This window comes from Hyphobacterium sp. (genome assembly GCF_043584775.1).
Classification (GTDB): Bacteria; Pseudomonadota; Alphaproteobacteria; order Caulobacterales; family Maricaulaceae; genus Hyphobacterium.
Window position 1 is genome coordinate 2,884,457 of sequence record NZ_CP121327.1, and the last position, 19,655, is coordinate 2,904,111.

At 58.8% G+C, this 19,655-nt stretch carries 21 protein-coding genes; all 21 read left to right on the forward strand.

The features are described 5' to 3' along the window. Positions 1-33: 33 nt before the first annotated feature. The 21 genes from P0D52_RS14370 (at position 34) to infB (ending at position 19,650) form a co-directional block, all read left to right on the forward strand. A complete protein-coding gene (locus tag P0D52_RS14370) occupies positions 34-510 on the forward strand; it encodes a universal stress protein (protein ID WP_394693336.1) in 477 nt (158 codons plus the stop codon). 64 nt (positions 511-574) lie between these two features. Further along, positions 575-1,126, forward strand: a complete 552-nt coding sequence (locus tag P0D52_RS14375) for a NifU family protein (RefSeq protein ID WP_394693337.1) — start codon at positions 575-577, stop codon at positions 1,124-1,126. Between the two features lie 83 nt (positions 1,127-1,209). After that, entirely contained in the window at positions 1,210-1,824 is a 615-nt protein-coding gene (locus P0D52_RS14380; RefSeq protein WP_394693338.1) for a malonic semialdehyde reductase, read from the forward strand. Positions 1,825-1,848: 24 nt separating this feature from the next. Next, a complete protein-coding gene (gene tsaB / locus P0D52_RS14385) occupies positions 1,849-2,499 on the forward strand; it encodes a tRNA (adenosine(37)-N6)-threonylcarbamoyltransferase complex dimerization subunit type 1 TsaB (RefSeq protein WP_394694802.1) in 651 nt (216 codons plus the stop codon). Further along, positions 2,499-2,930 (forward strand): GNAT family N-acetyltransferase, encoded by a 432-nt coding sequence (locus P0D52_RS14390; RefSeq protein WP_394693339.1) that lies wholly within the window; start codon positions 2,499-2,501, stop codon positions 2,928-2,930. Before tsaB ends, P0D52_RS14390 begins: the two co-directional genes overlap by 1 nt. Before the next feature lie 55 nt (positions 2,931-2,985). Further along, positions 2,986-3,408 carry a Fur family transcriptional regulator gene (locus P0D52_RS14395; protein ID WP_394693340.1) on the forward strand — a complete coding sequence of 141 codons (423 nt, stop codon included), beginning with the start codon at positions 2,986-2,988 and terminating at the stop codon, positions 3,406-3,408. A 12-nt stretch (positions 3,409-3,420) separates the two neighbouring features. Next, positions 3,421-4,650, forward strand: a complete 1,230-nt coding sequence (locus P0D52_RS14400; protein WP_394693341.1) for a TCR/Tet family MFS transporter — start codon at positions 3,421-3,423, stop codon at positions 4,648-4,650. Between the two features lie 67 nt (positions 4,651-4,717). Continuing rightward, a complete protein-coding gene (gene miaB, locus P0D52_RS14405) occupies positions 4,718-6,088 on the forward strand; it encodes a tRNA (N6-isopentenyl adenosine(37)-C2)-methylthiotransferase MiaB (RefSeq protein ID WP_394693342.1) in 1,371 nt (456 codons plus the stop codon). Continuing rightward, positions 6,085-7,089 carry a PhoH family protein gene (locus tag P0D52_RS14410; protein WP_394693343.1) on the forward strand — a complete coding sequence of 335 codons (1,005 nt, stop codon included), beginning with the start codon at positions 6,085-6,087 and terminating at the stop codon, positions 7,087-7,089. The genes miaB and P0D52_RS14410 overlap by 4 nt, the downstream gene beginning before the upstream one ends. Positions 7,090-7,092: 3 nt before the next feature. Further along, positions 7,093-7,557 carry an rRNA maturation RNase YbeY gene (gene ybeY, locus P0D52_RS14415; protein WP_394693344.1) on the forward strand — a complete coding sequence of 155 codons (465 nt, stop codon included), beginning with the start codon at positions 7,093-7,095 and terminating at the stop codon, positions 7,555-7,557. Further along, the gene (locus tag P0D52_RS14420; protein ID WP_394693345.1) at positions 7,554-8,414 is read left to right on the forward strand and encodes a hemolysin family protein; all 861 of its coding nucleotides are present in this window, start codon (positions 7,554-7,556) and stop codon (positions 8,412-8,414) included. The genes ybeY and P0D52_RS14420 overlap by 4 nt, the downstream gene beginning before the upstream one ends. Beyond that, entirely contained in the window at positions 8,411-10,033 is a 1,623-nt protein-coding gene (gene lnt / locus P0D52_RS14425) for an apolipoprotein N-acyltransferase (RefSeq protein WP_394693346.1), read from the forward strand. The genes P0D52_RS14420 and lnt overlap by 4 nt, the downstream gene beginning before the upstream one ends. Before the next feature lie 104 nt (positions 10,034-10,137). Beyond that, positions 10,138-10,560 (forward strand): helix-turn-helix domain-containing protein, encoded by a 423-nt coding sequence (locus P0D52_RS14430; protein WP_394693347.1) that lies wholly within the window; start codon positions 10,138-10,140, stop codon positions 10,558-10,560. A 100-nt stretch (positions 10,561-10,660) separates the two neighbouring features. Continuing rightward, positions 10,661-11,827 (forward strand): methionine adenosyltransferase, encoded by a 1,167-nt coding sequence (gene metK, locus P0D52_RS14435; protein WP_394693348.1) that lies wholly within the window; start codon positions 10,661-10,663, stop codon positions 11,825-11,827. Positions 11,828-11,841: 14 nt separating this feature from the next. Next, positions 11,842-12,795, forward strand: a complete 954-nt coding sequence (locus tag P0D52_RS14440) for a class I SAM-dependent methyltransferase (protein WP_394693349.1) — start codon at positions 11,842-11,844, stop codon at positions 12,793-12,795. Then, positions 12,792-13,481 carry a tRNA (guanosine(46)-N7)-methyltransferase TrmB gene (gene trmB, locus P0D52_RS14445; protein ID WP_394693350.1) on the forward strand — a complete coding sequence of 230 codons (690 nt, stop codon included), beginning with the start codon at positions 12,792-12,794 and terminating at the stop codon, positions 13,479-13,481. The genes P0D52_RS14440 and trmB overlap by 4 nt, the downstream gene beginning before the upstream one ends. A gap of 9 nt (positions 13,482-13,490) precedes the next feature. Continuing rightward, positions 13,491-13,964 (forward strand): hypothetical protein, encoded by a 474-nt coding sequence (locus P0D52_RS14450; protein WP_394693351.1) that lies wholly within the window; start codon positions 13,491-13,493, stop codon positions 13,962-13,964. A 117-nt stretch (positions 13,965-14,081) separates the two neighbouring features. After that, positions 14,082-14,624 carry a ribosome maturation factor RimP gene (gene rimP / locus P0D52_RS14455; protein ID WP_394693352.1) on the forward strand — a complete coding sequence of 181 codons (543 nt, stop codon included), beginning with the start codon at positions 14,082-14,084 and terminating at the stop codon, positions 14,622-14,624. Further along, on the forward strand, positions 14,621-16,336 hold the full coding sequence (gene nusA / locus P0D52_RS14460) for a transcription termination factor NusA (protein ID WP_394693353.1): 1,716 nt from the start codon (positions 14,621-14,623) through the stop codon (positions 16,334-16,336). Before rimP ends, nusA begins: the two co-directional genes overlap by 4 nt. A gap of 14 nt (positions 16,337-16,350) precedes the next feature. Continuing rightward, positions 16,351-16,950, forward strand: coding sequence for an RNA-binding protein (locus tag P0D52_RS14465; RefSeq protein WP_394693354.1), 600 nt, complete (start codon positions 16,351-16,353; stop codon positions 16,948-16,950). Positions 16,951-17,067: 117 nt separating this feature from the next. Further along, positions 17,068-19,650: a translation initiation factor IF-2 gene (gene infB, locus P0D52_RS14470; RefSeq protein WP_394693355.1), complete on the forward strand. Its 2,583-nt coding sequence runs from the start codon at positions 17,068-17,070 to the stop codon at positions 19,648-19,650. The last annotated feature ends 5 nt before the right edge of the window (positions 19,651-19,655 follow it).

Sequence of the window (19,655 nt, forward strand, 5' to 3'; positions counted from 1 at the left end):
CGAATGACGCGTGTCAGGCCAATTCTATGCAGTATGAGTGAACATCGCCGAAAATTTCTGGTCGTGGCAGACCAGAGCGAGGAGTGCCGTACGGCGCTCTATTTCGCAGCCAAGCGGGCGCAAGCCACCGATTGTGGCCTGACTTTGCTCGCCGTCATTGAACCCTCGAATTTTGATCACTGGATCGGCGTGTCCGAGACCATGCGCCGTGAGGCCGAGGAAGAAGCAACCGAATTGCTAGACATGCTGGCCGAGGACGCCGAAGCGGTCATGGGTGAGCGGCCCGAGCTGATCCTTCGCGAAGACGAACTTCGCAATGCCATGGCCGATCTTATCGAAGAGGATTCGAAAATCTCCATCCTGGTGCTCGGTGCCGCAGAGTCCGGAGAGGGCCCCGGTCCATTGGTGACGGCTTTGGCGCGAGGCCGCGGGCTGACGGGCACACGGCCCATTCCGGTGACGGTTGTGCCGGGCGGGCTGTCTCGCGACGCGATTGATGACCTCACATGATGAAGGGTTGCAGCTTGGCCGATTAAGCGCCATGTGAAGCCTGATCCAGACGACGGGCGAGCCCATGTTTATTCAGACCGAAGATACTCCGAACCCCAACACGATGAAATTCCTGCCCGGGCGCGAGATCGCGCCCGAGAACCCGCGAGAATTTGCGACGCCTGAAGAGGCAGAAGCCTCTCTGCTGGCGCGGGAATTGTTTGCGGTGGATGGCGTGACCGGTGTTTTCTGCGGCGCGGACTATGTCTCCGTCTCGAAGGACGAGACCATCGACTGGCCCCATATCAAGCCGGCCATTCTTGGCACGATCATGGATGTGCTGCAGTCCGGGGCTGCGCTGTTCGAAGCCGACGGGGGCGAAGCCGAATTCGAGCCCGATAGCGGTCCGGCCAGAGAGATCAAGGAAATCATAGACACCCGGGTGCGTCCGGCTGTGGCGCGCGATGGCGGCGACATCATTTTCAAGGGATTTGACGAGCAGACCGGTATCGTCGCGCTCGTGATGCGCGGCGCCTGTGCCGGCTGCCCGTCATCAACGATGACGCTGAAGTCCGGCATAGAAAATCTGCTGAAGCATTATGTGCCCGAGGTCCGCGAAGTTGTCGCGGTTGGATAATCACTTTTTCCGGAATCGCGGTTAAAAGCGGCTGCGATCGACACTATGTCCCTGTTCGTCACAAATAACGAACAGGTGCCCCGATGCTTGATGCCTCCTCCGCTTCAACGCCGCTGAATGATGATTCGCTGGACCAGATTTTCCGGGAAGCGCGGACCCACTATGCGTGGACCGATACGCCGGTCTCCACTGAACAGCTGAAAGCGCTCTATGACCTTGTGAAGATGGGGCCGACCAGCATGAATAATTCGCCGGCGCGTTTTGTTTTTCTAACGTCCCATGCTGCCAAGGACCGGCTCAAACCCCACCTCATGCCGGGAAATGTTGAAAAGACGCTGACGGCTCCGGTCACGGTGATTGTGGCCTGGGACCAGGCATTCTACGAGCAAATGCCCAAGCTTTTCCCCCATTCCGAGGGCGCGCGGGATACAATGAAGAAGACCGCCGAGACCAATGGATATCGCAATGGCACGCTGCAGGGCGCTTATCTGATCCTGGCTGCGCGCTCTCTGGGGCTGGATGTCGGGCCCATGTCCGGTTTCTCGATTGACGGGGTTGATCAGGAATTCTTTGCCAATGATCCGTTGCGGAGCAGCTGGACCACCAATTTCCTCGTCAATCTGGGCTATGGCTCCGGTGAAAACCAGTTTCCGCGTTTACCGAGGCTTTCATTCGACGAGGCTGCAACAATCCTCTAAATCCCTCGCATGCGATTGCTGGTGATGGATACAACGGGGCCGGCCTGTTCTGTGGCGCTTCGTGTGCCGGGACAGGCTGACCTTGTTTGCTCTGAAGCCATGGCGCGGGGGCAGGCCGAGCGGCTGGCACCAATGGTGGCCGAGGTACTGGCGAAAGCCGGACTGACCCCGCGCGATCTTGAGCGGATTGGCGTGACGACCGGGCCCGGCAGTTTTGCCGGGACGCGTGTCGGCGTTGCGTTTGCCCGCGGGCTGGCGCTCGCCACCGGCGCGGATGTGGTGGGCATTTCCAATCTGGAATGGTGGGCGTTTGAAGCGCATTCCGAAGGTCTGAGCACTGTGCTTGCCGTCCATGATGCAAAGCGCGGCGAGTTTGTGGTTCAACGCTTTGAAGACGGTGTTCCACAGACCCCGCCTCTTCTAATGATAGAGGAGAAGGCCAAAAACTATGCGCTCGAAGCGCTCGAGTCCGGACGGCCGGTTTCTGCAATGATCATGACCGGGACAGGAGCCCGCCTGTTGTTTCCTGTGCCGCGTGAAGATGCTGATTTTCAACCCGATCTGACCCGCTTGTTGTCTTTTGCGGAACAAGCCGAGGCGCCATTTCACCCGCCCAAACCCTTCTATGCGCGGCCACCGGATGCGAAATTGCCCGGCGGCGTCAGTCTGACCTGATGATTTCACAAATCAGAAAAGACGCCTTCGGTGATCTTGCTGATCTGCACGCAAGGTGTTTTCCGCGCGGATGGTCGTCAATGGAGCTGGCCCGGCTGGCGGCAGAATCCGGTGTTATCGCCCTGTCGGCTGGTGGGCGGCGGGTCTCCGGTTTCATTCTGGTCCGCGTCGCGCTGGATGAGGCGGAGATCCTGACCCTGGCCACGGATCCGGCCAGAAGACGTGAGGGTGTGGCCCGCGGCCTGCTGTGTGCCGCTCTGAAAGCAGCGGGGCGCCTTGGGGCCAGGACGGCTTTTCTTGAAGTCTCTGATACCAATGTTGCGGCCATTGCGCTCTATCAATCGACGGGGTTTGTTCAAGGCGGCAGACGACGCGCCTATTATTCGGATGGATCGGATGCGCTGGTGATGGAAAAGACACTCGGCGAATAGACGTTTTGCCCGGACGGGCTTATGTCTGGGGCATATCACTGCAAGGGGAATATTCATGCCGGACCGGATCGAGAAAATCTGCGTTGAAAAAGGCCTCCGCATGACCGATCAGCGCCGCGTCATTGCGCGCATTCTTTCGGACGCCGAAGATCACCCTGATGCCGAGGAATTGCATCGTCGCGCGGCGGCTGAAGACGACCGGATTTCCCTGGCCACCGTTTACCGGACCGTTCGTCTGTTCGAGGAAGCCGGGATTATCGAACGGCATGATTTCCGGGATGGCCGTGCCCGCTATGAGGAAGCCAGTGACGATCATCATGACCATCTGATCGATTTGCGCTCCGGCGAGGTCATCGAATTCGTCAATGAGGAAATCGAACGTCTGCAGGAAGCCGTGGCCCGCAAGCTGGGCTATCGCCTCGTCGATCACAGACTGGAGCTTTATGCCGTTCCGCTGACTGCCGACGAACGCAAGTAGAAACGTCAGGCGTTGGTCGATTCGCGCACTCCGGGCCCGAATGCTCTGGCCTTCATTTTCGTTACGGTTCTGGTCGACATGATCGGCCTCGGGATCATTATCCCGGTTCTGCCGCAATTGATCATGGACCTGACAGGGCTGACATTGGCCCGTGCCGCGCTCTGGGGCGGAGCGCTGGCGACGCTTTATGCCTTCATGCAGTTTGTTTGTGCGCCGATTGTCGGCAATCTGTCGGACCGGTTCGGCCGCCGGCCCGTGCTTTTGTTCTCGCTCGCCGGTTTTTCACTTGATTATCTGATCATGGGGCTCGCCCCTTTTCTGTGGGTCCTGTTTATCGGGCGGGTGCTGTCGGGCGTTTTTGGCGCGACCTATACGACGGCCGGCGCCTTCATCGCGGATGTGTCGCCGCCAGAGAAGCGTGGCGCGAATTTTGGCCTGATTGGCGCAGCCTTTGGCTTGGGGTTTATCATCGGCCCCGTTATCGGGGGCGTACTGGGTGAATTTGATCATCGTCTGCCCTTCTTTGCCGCGGCGGCGCTGGGCATGGCGAATTTCATTTATGGCTATTTTGTCTTGCCGGAGACTTTGGCCGAAGAGAACCGCCGTCCATTCCGGCTCTTCAATAGCAACCCGTTGCGCGCTTTGTTGCAAATGCGCCAGTTTCCGATGGTCTTCGGTTTGCTGGGTGCGCTGGCGCTGTTTCACCTTGGCCACACCGCCCTCCCGGCGGCCTGGGCATATTTCGGCATTGAGCGATTTGGCTGGTCGCAGCTCGACATCGGCATTTCGCTGGGCGTGGTCGGTTTTTCGGCCGCTATTGTGCAGGGTCTGTTGTCCCGCAAGGTCATTCCCTTGCTGGGCGCCAAGCGATCAGCGGTGATCGGATTTGCGATCGCAGGCGCGGCGTATTGGGGATATGCCCTCGCACCCAATGTGTTTGTTCTCTACATCATCATCGTATTGGGCGCACTGTCGGGCATTGGCGGTCCGGCCCTGCAGGGGATCATGTCCAATCAGGTGCCGGCGAATATGCAGGGTGCGCTTTCCGGTGCAACGACCAGTCTTGCCTCCCTTATGACGGTGTTCGGACCCGGGATGATGACCTTCATCTTTTATTCCTTCTCGAACCGGGATGCGGCGTTCTATTTCCCGGGGGCTCCCTTTGCCCTTGCGGGCCTTCTGACCGCCTGCGCCGTTGTGATTATCGCACGGGTGATCGGACGAAACGCGGTCACAGCCTAGGCGGGGCTTGCGATTCCGTCTGCTTTCCATCATAACCCGCGCCTCTTTCAAGAAAGACGGGTCCACCATGGCGCAACAGCGCAAAAAGCTCTTCATCAAGACCTATGGCTGTCAGATGAACGTCTATGACTCAGAGCGCATGCGCGATGTTCTGGCGCCGCTGGGCTATGAGCCCGCCGATGAGCCCGATGGCGCGGATCTCGTGATCCTGAACACCTGCCATATCCGCGAGAAAGCGGCCGAGAAGGTCTATTCCGAGCTGGGCCGCTTGCGCCCGCACAAGGACGCGAAGGCGGGCACAAAAGACCCGATGACGATTGCTGTCGCGGGCTGCGTCGCTCAGGCCGAGGGTGAAGAGATCATGCGCCGGGCGCCGGTCGTCGATCTCGTCGTCGGCCCCCAGACCTACCACAAGCTGCCCGAGCTGATCGCCCAGACCCATCGGGCACGCGGAGAGCGGCTGGAGACCGAATTCGAGCCGGTCGCCAAATTCGATGCGCTTGCAGGCGACCGCGCCGTAGAAGGATATTCCGCTTTCCTGACGGTTCAGGAAGGGTGCGACAAATTCTGTACCTTCTGCGTCGTGCCCTATACCCGCGGCGCCGAATGGTCCCGCCCGGTTGACCAGATCACAGCCGAGGCCCGCATGCTGGCGTCCAAGGGTGTGCGGGAAATCACCCTGCTGGGTCAGAATGTGAATGCCTTTCATGGTGCGCCGCCTTCGGGACGCGAAGCCGACGGCCCCTGGGGGCTCGCGAAACTTTTGCGGCATCTGTCGCTGATCGGTGGATTGGACCGGATCCGCTACACGACCTCCCACCCCAATGACATGGATGATGAGCTGATTGCCGCGCATGGTGATCTGGAATGCCTGATGCCCTATCTGCACCTGCCGGTTCAATCGGGTTCGGATAAAATCTTGCATGCCATGAACCGCAAGCACACGATTGAAAGCTATGCACGCGTGATCGAGAAAGTCCGTGCTGCGCGGCCGGATATCGCGATTTCCGGTGATTTCATTGTCGGCTTCCCCGGTGAAACGGACAAGGATTTCGAGGACACGATGCAGGCCGTCCGCGAGATCAATTATGCGTCGGCCTTCTCTTTCAAATATTCACGCCGTCCCGGCACGCCGGGCGCGTCTCTGCCCCTGCAGGTCGATGACACAATTGCCAGCGAGCGACTGGCTCATCTGCAGGCATTGCTGACTGAACAACAGACCGCTTTCAATCGTTCGCAGATCGGTATGCGATTGCCGGTATTGTTTGAAAAAAAGGGCCGACTCGCGGGCCAGCTTCACGGCCGGTCGCCCTATCTTCAATCCCTGCATTGCGAAGCACCGGCCGAATTGATCGGGCAAATTGCAGAGGTCACGATCACGGATGCCAGCCAGAATTCATTGACCGGCCGTCTTGATGCAAAGGTCGATGCCGCTTGACCGCCTCCCGCTCCAAAAAGTCCCGTTCTGCCAAGCCGCGCAAGGAACCCGTCGAAACGCTTCATTTCGACGATAGTGATCGCGTGCGCCTGCTGGCAGGTGCCGGCGATCGCCACCTCATCATGATTGAAGAGGAAATCGGTGTGCGTCTTGCCGCGCCCGGCGGTGGCCAGATCCAGATATCCGGTGCTGAACCCAAAACCCGGCTCGAGGCCAAGCGCATCATTAACCGGCTTTATACACGCCTTGAACAACAGATGGCTTGTGACGAGGCGGATGTGCGGTCGGTTCTGACCCTTGATGACAGTGAGGCGGCGCTGGCCGATTCCACGGTTATCCGCGTGCCGCGCGGCGCAAGCTTCATGGCGCGCACACCGCGTCAGGCGGATTATATTCGCGCTCTGAATGACCCGAAAAAGAGCGATTTGATCTTCGGCGTCGGGCCTGCGGGAACCGGAAAAACCCTGCTGGCGGTGGCCTATGGCGCGGCCCAGTTGGCGCAACGGTCCGTGGAGCGCCTGATCATCACGCGTCCGGCGGTCGAAGCCGGCGAGAAGCTCGGGTTTCTTCCCGGCGATCTCGCGGAGAAGGTTGATCCCTACCTCTTGCCAGTCTGGGATGCCCTCACCGACGCGTTGGGGCGGACCCAGATGGAAAAATTCCGTGAGGACAAGCGCATCGAAGTTGCGCCACTGGCTTTCATGCGGGGCCGGACACTGAGCCGGGCCATCGTCATTGTCGACGAAGCCCAGAATGCGACGCGCGCGCAAATGCGGATGGTGCTGACGCGGCTCGGCGAAGGCTCGCGCATGATTGTGACCGGCGACCCAACCCAGACGGACCTTGATAATCGTCAGCCATCCGGCTTGCCCGAGGCGCTGGAAATTCTGGACGGCGATCCTGCGGTCAAAATCATTCGTTTTGAACGCAAGGACGTTGTCCGCCACAACCTTGTGGGCCGCATTGTCGACGCCTATGAGCGCCGGGATGCGAAGCCATAAGCCATGGCGCCGTCATTTGACCTGATTGTCGATGCTGAGAACTGGCCGCCGGAAGATGAACTGTTGCGGGTATGTGAGCAGGCCATTTCATCGGCCCTCACAATACTGCGCATTGAGTCATCCGATGCCTTCTGTCTCCTGTTTACAGACGATAGCGAGATGCAGGCGTTGAATTCGCAATTCCGGAACAAGCCGACCGCTACAAACGTGCTTGCCTTTCCGGCGGCAGAAAGCGATGTCGGCTTTCTCGGTGATATTGCACTGGGGCAGGAAACGGTCTTTCGCGAGGCGCAAGAAAAGTCTATTCCGGTAATTCACCATATCGCGCATCTGGTTGTGCATGGTTTCCTGCACCTGCAGGGCTATGATCACCAGACGGAGGCAGAAGCAGAGCAGATGGAATCCCTCGAGCGTGAAGCGCTCCAAAACATCGACATTGCCGACCCTTATCAAGGAGATCAGCAATGAGTGACGACGCTAACGACCGAAGTTGGAGCGCGCGTCTGGCGCGCATGATGGGCCGCGAATCGAAAACGGACGCCAGCCTTCCCGATGGCAATGGCTTTGCGGCCAATGTTCAGCTTTTCAATGAAATGCAGGTTGCGGACGTGATGGTGCCGCGTGCCGATATTGTTGGCATCGAAGTCAACACGCCGCTGGGCGAACTGATACCGGCCTTTGCTGAAGCGGCGCATTCCCGCCTGCCGATCTATCGTGAAACACTGGATGACCCGCTGGGTGTGGTGCACATCAAGGATGTGATGTCACAACTGGTGCCGATTGTGTCCGAGCCCGACCAGGGTTGGGCCTCGCGTCAGATTTTGAAAGATATCCGCCGGCCGCTTCTGTTTGCCCCGCCCTCGATGCGGGCGATTGATCTGCTATTGCGTATGCAGGCGCGCCGTATGCATCTTGCGCTCGTCGTTGATGAATACGGTGGGACGGACGGATTGGTGACGCTTGAGGATCTGCTTGAGCCGATCGTGGGCGATATTGAAGACGAACATGATGACGAGGCGACGCCCGGCATTGTGCCGAAAGGGAATGGCGTTTGGGTGGCCGATGCGCGTGCCACCATCGATGAGCTGGAACAGATCGCGGGTCAGGCCATTCTCGAAGAGGGTGAGGATGATGATATCGACACGCTGGGCGGGCTGGTTTTCATGATTGCCGGCCGGATCCCGGAGCGCGGCGAAATGATACTCCATCCGGGCGGCTTCGAATTCGAGGTTCTTGATGCTGATCCGCGGCGGATCAAGCGGCTGAGAATCCGAAAAAAGGGCCGCAAATCCAGCAAGGATGAAAGCAGCTGGGAGCCGGCATGACGGCCGCTTTGCAGTTAAGACAGCTGCTGGGTCAGGCCTCGCCTGAAGCCATATGCGAGCGCTTTCATGCGCTTCCGCCGTATAAAGCCTGGATCGTGCTGGCTGCGCTTGGACTGTTTTCGGGCTTGTCGGCTTCTCCCATACATTTCTTCCCTTCGCTGGTTGTCGGGCTGACAGGTCTTGTCTGGATGCTGGATCGGTCGATGGACATGAAAAAGCCGGGTCTATCCGGGTTCTGGCGGTCATTCCTGTTTGCCTGGGTATATCTTGGCATTGGCGTTTTCTGGGTGGCCTTTGCCTTCTGGAACCGCGGTGGTGCCTATGTTTTCTTCGGGCCACTGGTGGCAATTGGCGGGGGCGCATTTCTGGCTGTATTCTGGGGATTTGCCGGCGCCGCCTATGCCAAGCTCAGCCTGCGTGGGCCGGTTCGGGTTCTGGCCTTTGCGGTGCTGTTTCTGGCGGCAGAAGCGGCAAAAGGCCTGCCATTTACCCAATTCCCATGGAATTTGCCGGCACATGTCTTTCCGGCGGGCGGTGCGGTCTCCCAGTCTGCAGCGTGGTTTGGCGCCTGGGGGCTCAGCTTTCTGGTCCTGCTGCTGTTTTCCAGTCCTGCGGCGCTTGCTGGCAGGGGCGGTGAGGTGCAACGCCGATTGCCGTTCATGGTCAGCCTGCTGGCGTTGGCGGCCCTGTATGCCGGGGGTACGCTCCGGCTTGGCCAGGCGGAGATCGCCTATCAGCCCGATGTGGTTTTCCGGCTCGTCAATGTCGATATTGACCAGCAAACGAAATGGGCGCCGGGGGGCGACGATCTTGTCCGCGCCCGATATCTCGAACTCACAGCGTCAGAGGGCATCGACGATGTCACTCATGTTGTCTGGCCAGAGGGCGCGCTGCCGCTGTTCCTGATCGAGGACAGTGTTTCCATTTCGGCCCTGACAGAAATTCTGACTCAGGACCAGGTTTTGCTTGCCGGCACACCGCGGCGAGAGCGCGCCGAAGGTGACGAGGTCCGCTATTACAATTCGCTTGTTGCCATTAGGTTCGCGGAAGACCGGCCGCGTGTTCTGGGGCTCTATGACAAGGTCTTGTTGGTGCCGTTCGGAGAGTTCATTCCGCTGGGAGAGGCCATTTCCTCGCTGGGTATCCGGTCATTACAGGAGCAGGTGGAGGGCTATTCCCACGGAGCCGAGTTTATCACGCTGGACAATGCCGGTGCTCCGCCATTTTTCCCCATGATCTGCTATGAGGCGGTTTTTACCGGCATCGTTGAGCAGGTTGACGCGCGTCCGAACTGGATACTCAATATTTCAAATGATGCCTGGTTCGGACCGACCGCTGGGCCCAGACAGCATCTGAACAGTACGCGCTATCGCGCCATTGAAACCGGCCTGCCCATCATTCGCTCGGCGTCCCGCGGGTTTTCAGGTGTTGTCGATCCGTATGGCCGTATGCCGGTCAGGATTGACCGCCGGTACGACGGTATCACCGATGTTCGCCTGCCTATGGCGGGCGCTCGCACTCTGTATTCGATCACTTCAGGTGTATTGTTCTGGCTCTTTTATATCTTAAGTATATTCGTGGTTTTTGCGACTGTAATACGTGAGCAATTACGCAGATGAAAAAATATTGCGGTGTCTGTAATTATGCCTAGTCTTACAAAAAATTTAGGTTACTTGATGGCGTCAGGGACCTGTCATATTCTTATCATAACCGGGGGATTGCCATGAAACGAAACCCGCGCGAAGCCAATTCAATAGATGCCCATGTCGGATCGCGTGTCCGTTTGCGGCGCCAATTGATGAAAATGAGCCAGGAAAAACTTGGCGACGAACTTGGCGTCACTTTTCAGCAGGTGCAAAAGTATGAGCGGGGTGCCAACCGTATTGGCGCCAGCCGTCTGTTCAGCCTGGCCAATGTCCTCGATGTGCCCGTCAATTTCTTCTTTGAAGGCCTGACGGGTGTGGCGGCAACAGGTGTCGCCGAAACCGAACAAAGTCCGATTGTTTATGACTTTATTCAGAGCTCCGATGGCGTAGCTCTGGCGGAAGCCTTCTCCCGGATCAAGACTCCGAAAGTCCGGCGCCGCGTGCTCGAGCTGGTGCGTTCACTGGCCGATGAAGACGAAGCCGAAAACGGCGGCGACTGATAATTCTGCCAAAAATTGCTGACATTTGGTTGCCAGCCGGGCTGGAAGCGCGTAATCGGCACATCATATAAAGACATCTTTATATGAAAGGCGGAGCGCTGTGAGTCGGAAATCCTACATCTTTACCTCGGAAAGTGTTTCCGAGGGTCACCCGGACAAGGTCTGCGATCGCATTTCTGATGCCGTGGTTGATCTCTATCTGGGCCGTGATCCCCAAGCGCGCGTCGCTTGCGAGACCTTGACCACGACCAACCGGATTGTTCTGGCAGGCGAAGTGCGGTCCGCGCACCCGGTTCACTCCGACGAGGTGGAGGGTGTCGCCCGGGCTGCGGTGCGCGACATTGGCTACGAGCAGGACGGTTTTCACTGGCGCAATGCAGACTTCAGCAATTTCCTGCACGAACAGTCTGTCGACATCGCCATGGGCGTGGATGCGTCTGGCAATAAGGATGAGGGCGCGGGCGATCAGGGTATCATGTTCGGTTATGCGACCGATGAGACGCCTGAATTCATGCCGGCACCGATCCAGTATTCACATCAGATTCTGAAGGAAATGGCCCGGCAGCGCAAATCCGGTGAACGTCCGGAGTTTGAACCGGATGCCAAATCCCAGGTAACGCTGCGCTATGAAAACGGGCAACCGGTTGGCGTGACGTCCGTCGTCGTCTCCACCCAGCACAAGGACGGGTTCAGTCCGGGTGATATTCGAGAACTGGTCCGCCCGATCGTCCAGGGCGTTTTGCCCGAAGGCTGGTTTCCGCCGGATGACGAGTTTTACGTCAATCCAACCGGAAACTTTGTGATCGGCGGTCCGGACGGCGATGCCGGCCTCACCGGCCGCAAGATTATTGTCGATACCTATGGCGGGGCCGCCCCACACGGCGGCGGCGCTTTCTCAGGCAAGGACCCCACCAAGGTGGACCGCTCGGCTGCTTATGCCTGCCGCTGGCTGGCGAAGAATGTCGTCGCTGCAGGTCTGGCAAAGAAATGCACGATTCAGGTGTCCTACGCGATTGGCGTGTCCAAACCGCTTTCGCTTTATGTTGATTTCCACGGCACCGGTCATGTTGATGAAGTGCGCGTCGAGGATGCGTTACAGCAGATCGCCAATCTGTCACCGCGCGGCATTCGCGAGCAATTGGGCCTTTCCCGGCCGATTTATGCGCGGACGTCTGCTTACGGTCATTTTGGCCGCCAGCCGGATGATGATGGTGGCTTTTCCTGGGAAAAGCTCGATCTGGTCGACCAGCTCAAGGGCCTCGCGTGAGGACGCTTTGAGCGGTGGAGATTGATGGACATCTTTTTCTGGTCGATACGGTCGCGAAAATGCACCGCTATCTCCGCGTGTCAGGATGGTTCCATCACGAAGAATCAAAGCTCACCGGAATTGATCTGAAGGATATCGATGCCTTGTCAGCCGATATCCGCACCGGTTTCGATCATGGCGGTGTTCTGCCCGACCTTGGTCCGCAAAAAGGTTTCAGTGTTGAAATCCTGCTGCGAGAGGACGAGTTTCCGGAAGCGGGCGAGCTGGTTTTCAGGACAAGTCTGGATGCCGCATTGACGATCCGGTTGACGGATCTGATCTCCGATCGCCGCGGCCGGAGCGAAGGCAGCCAGGCCTTCCGTCAGTTTCGCGACCGCGTTGCCATGGCGCCCGGCTGCCGCTTGCTGGATGTGGGCGGCCGCGACCGGAGCGAAGTCGGCGATCGCAAGGAGTTTCCCGGCGCACAGGTGACCGTAATTGATGTCTTGCCGGGACCTCGGGTGGATGTCGTGGGTGATGCGCACCAGATGAGCGAGCTGTTTCCGCAAGAGTCTTTTGACTTTGTCCATTCGCGAAGCGTGTTCGAACATTTATTGATGCCCTGGAAGGTCGCGCTCGAGATCAACAAGGTTCTCAAGCCCGGCGGTCTGGTGTTTATCTCCACCCACCAGACCATTGGTCTTCACGATCAACCTTGGGATTTCCTCCGCTTTTCCAAGGACGCCTGGCCGGGGTTTTTCAACCCGGCCACCGGATTTGAAATCCTCGCCGCGTATGAAGAATTGCCGCAATTCATCATTCCTTGGCTGTGGAGCGAGGGCAAACGATTTGCGGAAGGCTCTGTCGGCTTTGAGGCGTCGGGCGTTCTGGCTCGAAAAACAGGCCTTTCCACGCTCGACTGGCCGGTGAAAACTGCGGATGTCATTGAAACCGCCTATCCCGATGTCCCGGACGGCAATCGGTCATGACCGAGCGGCTACGCACGTTCGGCCGCACCAAATCGCGGACCTTGTCGGATCGTCAACAGGCATTGGTTGATGAACTTTTGCCGAAGATCGGAATTCCGGCATCGGGCGTTGTGAATCCAGCAATTCTATTGCCAGGAAAAACGAAACACATCCTCGAAATCGGTTTCGGGGGCGGTGAGCATCTGTCCGGGCAAGCGGCGCGCCATCCGGACACCGGATACATTGGCGTTGAACCCTTTATCAATGGTGTGGCCAAGGCTCTGACCCAGATCGAGGAGAGCGGGCTTGAAAATGTCCGTCTTCATGAGGGCGATGCCCGCGAAGTGATGGAGCGGATGCCGGATCAATGTCTGGACCGGATTTTTCTGCTCTTCCCCGACCCCTGGCCCAAAGTGCGGCATGCCAAAAGGCGCTTTGTGCAGGACGAGACAGCCGCCGAGTTTGCGCGCCTGCTGAAGCCCGGCGGCCACTTGCGGGTGGCAACCGATGTCAAAGCCTATGCCGACCACGCATTGTGGATTCTGCGCCAGACGCCGGGCCTGGAATGGCAGGCGCGCTCTGCCGCTGACTGGCGCCAGCCTCCCGCGGATCATCTGACCACGCGCTATGAGACCAAACAGCTCGGCGATTGCGCGCCGGTGTTTTTTGATTTTGAAAATGGCAATTCACCCAGAATCCGGCTTTGAGGTATTTTTATGCGCTATATTACGTGGATCGCGTTGCGTTGGGTTGGTTGCTGGCTCGCTTTCGCCGTAGTTTTTTCTCTTTCATTTTTGATCATGCCCTTCATGGGGCTCACGGATGGCAACGCAGCGGACGGTGAACATGTCGCTGAATGGGCTGGCTGGATGACAATCGGCGTATTGACCTATGGACATTGGGTTGCCACTTTTTTGATCGCTCCAGCTTTCATTGCCCTCCCTGTCGCGAGAATGATGTCTAAAGACCCCTTTCAAACTGCGGCTTGGCTCTACATTGCAATAGCGACAATCGCTGGTGCCGGTCTTTCGGTTGTGAGTACATCAAATGCGATTCCGCCGGAAACCACTTGGGATAAGACCTTGCTCCTGTTGGGTGCAGCAATGCTCGGAGCTATTATCTCCTTTGTGCTTGTCGCACTCGGGAATTTTCTTGGTTCCCTCGTTTGGCTACCGCGCAAGGGGAATTGATCTTTAGCTGTCGGGGGCGTATATCCCCCTCAACACGTTCGATTAGCGCTGGATTGCGCTTATCGGCGGCTCCAGACCGGGGCCGCCGTTTTTGTTGGCTGATACGGAGGGCCGCCCTTGCGCACCCGCACCGCAACGGATGAGGCGATACTGACACTGGCTTTGCCTGTGGCCGATGCGCTGGACATGGAAATTGTCCGCATTCGTGTGAAGTCGGGGAAGACGCAGATCGTTCAGATCATGGCGGAAAAATCGGACGGAACGATGAATGTCGAGGATTGCGCGAAGCTGTCGCGCGGCCTGTCTGACGTTCTGGAAGAAACAGATCCGATCCGGGGTGAATATACGCTTGAAGTATCGTCCCCCGGTATCGATCGGCCCCTGACAATGCCCGCGCATTTCGAGCGCTGGGAAGGGTTCAGGGCCAAGCTGGAACTCGACCGGATGGTCGAGGGACAGAAGCGCTTTTCCGGGCAACTCGCCGGCTTCGAAAATAATTCGGTGCTGATGGATTTGCCCAAAGAGGATGAGACGGCATTGATTCCGTTTGACTGGATCGCCGATGCCAAGCTCGTTCTCACCGAAGAATTGATCAAGGCCGACCTGGCGGCGCGCGGTGCGCCATCCGGCTCGGACGAAGCAAGTGGAGACACGCCATGAATATCGGCGTCAGTGCAAACAAGACCGAGATGCTCGCGATTGCCCGGGCTGTGGCACATGAAAAATCGATCGACGAAAGCATCGTCATCGAGGCCATTGAAGAGGCGATCGAGAAGGCCGCCCGCTCGCGCTATGGTGCCGAACTGGACATTCGTTCGAAGATTGACCCGAAGACCGGTGAAATGTCTCTGACCCGCCACACGACAGTCGTCGAAGAGGTGGAGAATGAGGCTCAGGAGATGAGCCTCGCCGATGCGAAAAAAATCGATGCCAATGCCGAGATCGGGACGGTCTTCTCCGAAGAATTGCCGCCGATCGAATTCGGCCGTGTCGCATCCATGGCGGCCAAGCAGGTCATTACGCAAAAGGTGCGGGATGCCGAGCGCGAGCGCCAGTACGAGGAATACAAGGACCGTGTTGGCGAGGTTCTCAACGGAATCGTCAAGCGCGTCGAATACGGCAATGTCTTTATCGATATGGGCCGCGCCGAAGGGATTATCCGCCGCAATGACGGTATTCCGCGCGAAAATCTGAAGAATGGCGACCGTGTCCGCGCCTATATCTATGATGTGCGCGAAGAGACCCGCGGTCCGCAGATCTTCCTGTCACGCGCGCATCCGGACTTCATGGCCGCCCTGTTCGCTCAGGAAGTGCCGGAAGTCTATGAAGGTATCATCGAAATTCCGGCCGTCGCCCGTGACCCAGGTTCGCGTGCGAAGATCGCCGTGATTTCCAATGATGGTTCGATTGATCCGGTGGGCGCCTGTGTGGGTATGCGCGGCTCGCGTGTTCAGGCCGTTGTGTCCGAACTGGCCGGCGAGAAGATCGATATCATTCCGTGGAATAATGATCCGGCGACCTTCATCGTGAATGCTCTGCAACCGGCAGAAGTGGCCAAAGTGGTTCTGGACGAGGAAGATCAGCGCATTGAAGTTGTTGTGCCGGATGATCAGCTGTCGCTGGCCATTGGCCGCCGCGGACAGAATGTGCGGCTGGCCTCGCAGCTCACCGGCTGGTCGATCGATATCCTGACCGAGCAGGAAGAATCCGAACGCCGCCAGAAAGAGTTTGCCGAACGTACGGCCATCTTCATGGATGCGCTGGATGTGGACGAGGTGATTGCCCAGCTTCTGGCAACGGAAGGCTTTGCGAGCGTCGAGGAGCTGGCCTATGTCCAGCTGGATGAAATCGCGGCCATTGAAGGTTTTGACGAGGATACCGCGGTTGAAATCCAGACCCGCGCCAAGGAGCATCTCGACAAGGTCGCATCGGCACAGGACGCCAAGCGCACCGAACTGGGTGTTGAAGATGCGCTGCTCGAAATTGACGGCATAGACCTTGCCATGGCGGTGAAGCTGGGTGAGGCCGAGGTCAAGTCGGCCGACGATCTGGCCGGTTTCACGCCGGATGATCTGCGCGGCTGGTTCGAGACGAAGAATGGCGAGCGCGTTCGCGAACCGGGTATTCTTGAAGAGTTCGAGTTGTCTCAGGAAGATGCTGAAATGCTGATCCTGAAAGCGCGCGTTGCGGCGGGCTGGATTTCTGAAGAAGACCTGCCCCAGCCTGAAGTTGAAGAGGTTGAAGCCAGCGCCGAAGACGAAGGCGAAGTCGATATTGCCGATATGGATCTTGATGCGCTTGAAGCTGAAGCCGCTGCGCTCGGCGTGGATCTGGACGCGCCGGTCGAGGACGGAGAAGAGGCCAAGGACTGAGCCGCGAAACGGACATGCGCGAGCGGCGCTGCCTTGCCAAGGGGACAAGTGGCCCGGAAAGCGGACTGATCCGCTTTGTGGCCGATCCCGATGGGAATGTGGTGCCGGATATCGCCGCCAAATTGCCGGGCCGGGGGGCCTGGGTCAGCGCCGACCGTGCGTCGGTCGATCTGGCCGTCAAGAAGGGCAAGCTGGCACGCGCGCTGGATGGCGCGAAAGCATCGGCCAGCCTGGCCGACGAGGTGGAAATGCTTCTGGCGGCGCGTGCTTTGTCCCTGTTCGGGCTGGCGCGACGGGCCGGAGCGCTGGCGACGGGAATGGACGCCGTTCGCCTGTCGCTGAAAGCGTCTCGGCCGGCCTGGCGGATCGAAGCCAGCGATGGTGCGGCTGATGGCCGTGGCAAACTGGACCGGCTGGCGGCGGCTGCGTGGGGTGATATTCCGGTGGCAGGGTGTTTCTCTGCTGCCGAACTTGGACAGGCGGTTGGACGCGATAGCGTTGTCCATGCCGCCCTCTCCAGCGGGCCGCAAGGGCGGTCTTTTGGGGAGGTAATGCACCGGCTTTCGGGCTTCCGGATCATCGATCCGGCAACGAAAGCGGGTGAGAGTGGTTGAATCCGGCTTGAAGCTGGCTAGTTTAGCGGGCTTTCAAGCCTTGATGACTTGAAAACGGGACGTTGGTTGATCGGCCGCCAGCGGTGTTCCCGGAATAGGCCGTGTTGAAAGGTTCGCATGAGCGACAACGACGATCGTAATCAGGGTGGTTCCGGCCGCCGGCCTCTTTCGCTGAATCGCGGAGGGTCAGGCACGGTGCAGCAAAGTTTTGCGCGCGGCCGCTCCAAATCTGTGGTGGTCGAGAAAAAACGCAAACGCGTGGTCGGCCCCCAATCGGGTGGAAGCCCCGCAGCTCCGGGCAAACCGCAACCGGGCGCGACCCAGAGGAAGGGTGAAACGCCGCTGGCCGCCAAGGCCCGCGAGCTCGGCCTGTCCGAAGAGGAACTGGTCGCCCGGCAGCGCGCCATTCAACGTGCGCGCGCCGAAGCCGCCCAGAAGGAAGAAAAGCGCAAGGAAGCCGAAGCCGAGCGCTCTCAGCGCGCCGAAGAAGAACAGCGTCTTCTGGAAGCCAAGCAAAAACGCGAAGCCGAGGAAGCTGCCGACGCCGAGCGCCGGAAGGCCGAGGCTGAAGCCGAAGCGGCCGCTGCTGCAGCTGCCGCCGCGGCACCGGCACCTGCCAAGGGCGATCCGGATGATGTTGCGCCTGCGCGCCGCGAAGCGCCCAAGCCGAAAGACAAGAACAAGGATCGCGACATTGATGATGCCGATTCCATGCTTGAAGCCATGGGCGGCCGCGTCAAGAAGAAGGGCGCTCCGGGACCTGGACGCGCGGCACCTGAAAAGGCTCGCGCGAAAGCCGATCATGGACGCCGCTCGGGCAAGCTGACCATTCAGAACATTCTGGATGGTGACGAAGATCGTCAGCGCTCGCTCGCCTCGGTGCGCCGCGCACGGGAGCGCGAGAAGCAACGCCGTCAACAAGGCGGTGAACGCGACAAGATCCAGCGGGAAGTGGTGCTGCCGGAAGCCATCACGGTTCAGGAACTGGCCGTTCGTATGGCCGAACGTGCCGCTGACGTCGTGAAGTATCTGATGAAGCAGGGCCAGATGGTCCGCGTGAATGACGTGCTCGACCTCGATACGGCCGAGTTGATCATCGAAGACTTTGGCCACATTGCGAAGCGTGTTTCGGAATCTGACGTCGAAGAAGGCTTTATCGCTGACGATGATCCGGAAGACAGCAAGCAGCCGCGTCCGCCCGTCGTGACCGTGATGGGCCATGTCGATCACGGGAAGACCTCGCTGCTCGATGCTTTGCGTTCGACCGATGTCGTGCGCGGCGAAGCGGGCGGGATCACCCAGCATATCGGCGCCTATCAGGTTGAGCTGAAATCCGGTGACAAGATCACCTTCCTGGATACGCCAGGTCACGCAGCGTTCTCCGCGATGCGGTCACGTGGAGCCATGGCAACGGATATCGTGATCCTGGTGGTCGCGGCCGACGACGGGGTCATGCCGCAAACGATCGAGGCGATCAAACACGCTCAGGCCGCCGGCGCACCGATTATTGTGGCCATCAACAAGATGGATCGCGAAGGGGCCAATCCCCAGAAGGTGCTGACCGATCTGCTCCAGCATGAAGTGATCGTCGAAAGCATGGGCGGTGAAACCCAGGCGATCGAGGTGTCGGCTCTGAAAAAGACCGGCCTCGAGGAATTGACCGATGCCATCACCATGCAGGCTGAGCTGCTTGAACTGAAGGCCAATCCTGATCGGGCTGCCGACGGGGTTGTCGTTGAAAGTCAGGTTGAACAGGGCCGTGGTTCCGTGGCGACCGTACTGGTCAAGCGAGGCACGCTGAAGCGCGGCGATATCGTTGTGGCCGGGGCTCAATGGGGCCGCGTGCGCGCCATGATTGATGAGCGCAATCAGCAGCTCAAGGAATTGGGCCCATCCCAGCCGGCCGAAATCCTTGGTCTGGACGGTGCGCCCGAGCCGGGTGAATTATTCTCTGTCGTCGATAGTGAAGCGCGTGCCCGCGAGATTGTGGATTATCGTCAGCGTCAGAAGCGCCAGTCGGCATCTGCCGCCGGTGCGGGTGGCGCCTCTCTGGAACAGATGCTCGCCCGGCTTCAGTCGAGCGATATTCAGGAAATGCCGCTGGTCGTGAAAGCCGATGTTCAGGGTTCTGCTGAAGCCATTGCGCAGTCGCTTGAGAAAATCGGTAATGACGAGGTGAAAGCCCGCGTCATCTATGGTGCCGCTGGCGGCGTGAATGAATCCGATATTCTGCTGGCCAAATCGTCCGGCGCGCCGGTTTTTGCGTTCAATGTCCGGGCCAACAAGCAGGCCCGCCAGATGGCCGAGGCTGAAGGCGTCGAGATCCGGTATTACTCGATCATCTATAACATTCTGGATGACGTGAAAGGCACGCTGGAAGGCATGCTGGCGCCGGAAAAACGCGAAACCTTCATCGGTTATGCGGAGATTCTGGAAGTCTTCAATATCTCGAAGGCCGGAAAGGTTGCCGGTTGCCGCGTGACCGAAGGCGTTGTGAAGCGTGGATCAGGCGTTCGCCTGCTGCGTGACGACACGGTCATCCATGAGGGCAAGCTGAAAACACTGAAGCGCTTCAAGGATGAAGTGCCGGAAGTCCGCGCCGGAACCGAGTGTGGTATGGCGTTCGAGAATTACGAAGACCTTCAAAAAGGCGACCTCATCGAGTGCTTCGAAGTCGAGGAAGTCGAACGCAAACTCTAACAAGA

Coding starts and splice junctions, on each gene's coding strand:
- P0D52_RS14375 (WP_394693337.1), top strand. CDS start 575: ATGTTTATTCAGACCGAAGATACTCCGAACCCCAACACGATGAAATTC.
- P0D52_RS14465 (WP_394693354.1), top strand. CDS start 16,351: ATGCGCGAGCGGCGCTGCCTTGCCAAGGGGACAAGTGGCCCGGAAAGC.
- tsaB (WP_394694802.1), top strand. CDS start 1,849: ATGGATACAACGGGGCCGGCCTGTTCTGTGGCGCTTCGTGTGCCGGGA.
- P0D52_RS14450 (WP_394693351.1), top strand. CDS start 13,491: ATGCGCTATATTACGTGGATCGCGTTGCGTTGGGTTGGTTGCTGGCTC.
- P0D52_RS14420 (WP_394693345.1), top strand. CDS start 7,554: ATGAGTGACGACGCTAACGACCGAAGTTGGAGCGCGCGTCTGGCGCGC.
- miaB (WP_394693342.1), top strand. CDS start 4,718: ATGGCGCAACAGCGCAAAAAGCTCTTCATCAAGACCTATGGCTGTCAG.
- trmB (WP_394693350.1), top strand. CDS start 12,792: ATGACCGAGCGGCTACGCACGTTCGGCCGCACCAAATCGCGGACCTTG.
- P0D52_RS14390 (WP_394693339.1), top strand. CDS start 2,499: ATGATTTCACAAATCAGAAAAGACGCCTTCGGTGATCTTGCTGATCTG.
- ybeY (WP_394693344.1), top strand. CDS start 7,093: ATGGCGCCGTCATTTGACCTGATTGTCGATGCTGAGAACTGGCCGCCG.
- lnt (WP_394693346.1), top strand. CDS start 8,411: ATGACGGCCGCTTTGCAGTTAAGACAGCTGCTGGGTCAGGCCTCGCCT.
- P0D52_RS14380 (WP_394693338.1), top strand. CDS start 1,210: ATGCTTGATGCCTCCTCCGCTTCAACGCCGCTGAATGATGATTCGCTG.
- P0D52_RS14430 (WP_394693347.1), top strand. CDS start 10,138: ATGAAACGAAACCCGCGCGAAGCCAATTCAATAGATGCCCATGTCGGA.
- nusA (WP_394693353.1), top strand. CDS start 14,621: ATGAATATCGGCGTCAGTGCAAACAAGACCGAGATGCTCGCGATTGCC.
- P0D52_RS14395 (WP_394693340.1), top strand. CDS start 2,986: ATGCCGGACCGGATCGAGAAAATCTGCGTTGAAAAAGGCCTCCGCATG.
- P0D52_RS14370 (WP_394693336.1), top strand. CDS start 34: ATGAGTGAACATCGCCGAAAATTTCTGGTCGTGGCAGACCAGAGCGAG.
- infB (WP_394693355.1), top strand. CDS start 17,068: ATGAGCGACAACGACGATCGTAATCAGGGTGGTTCCGGCCGCCGGCCT.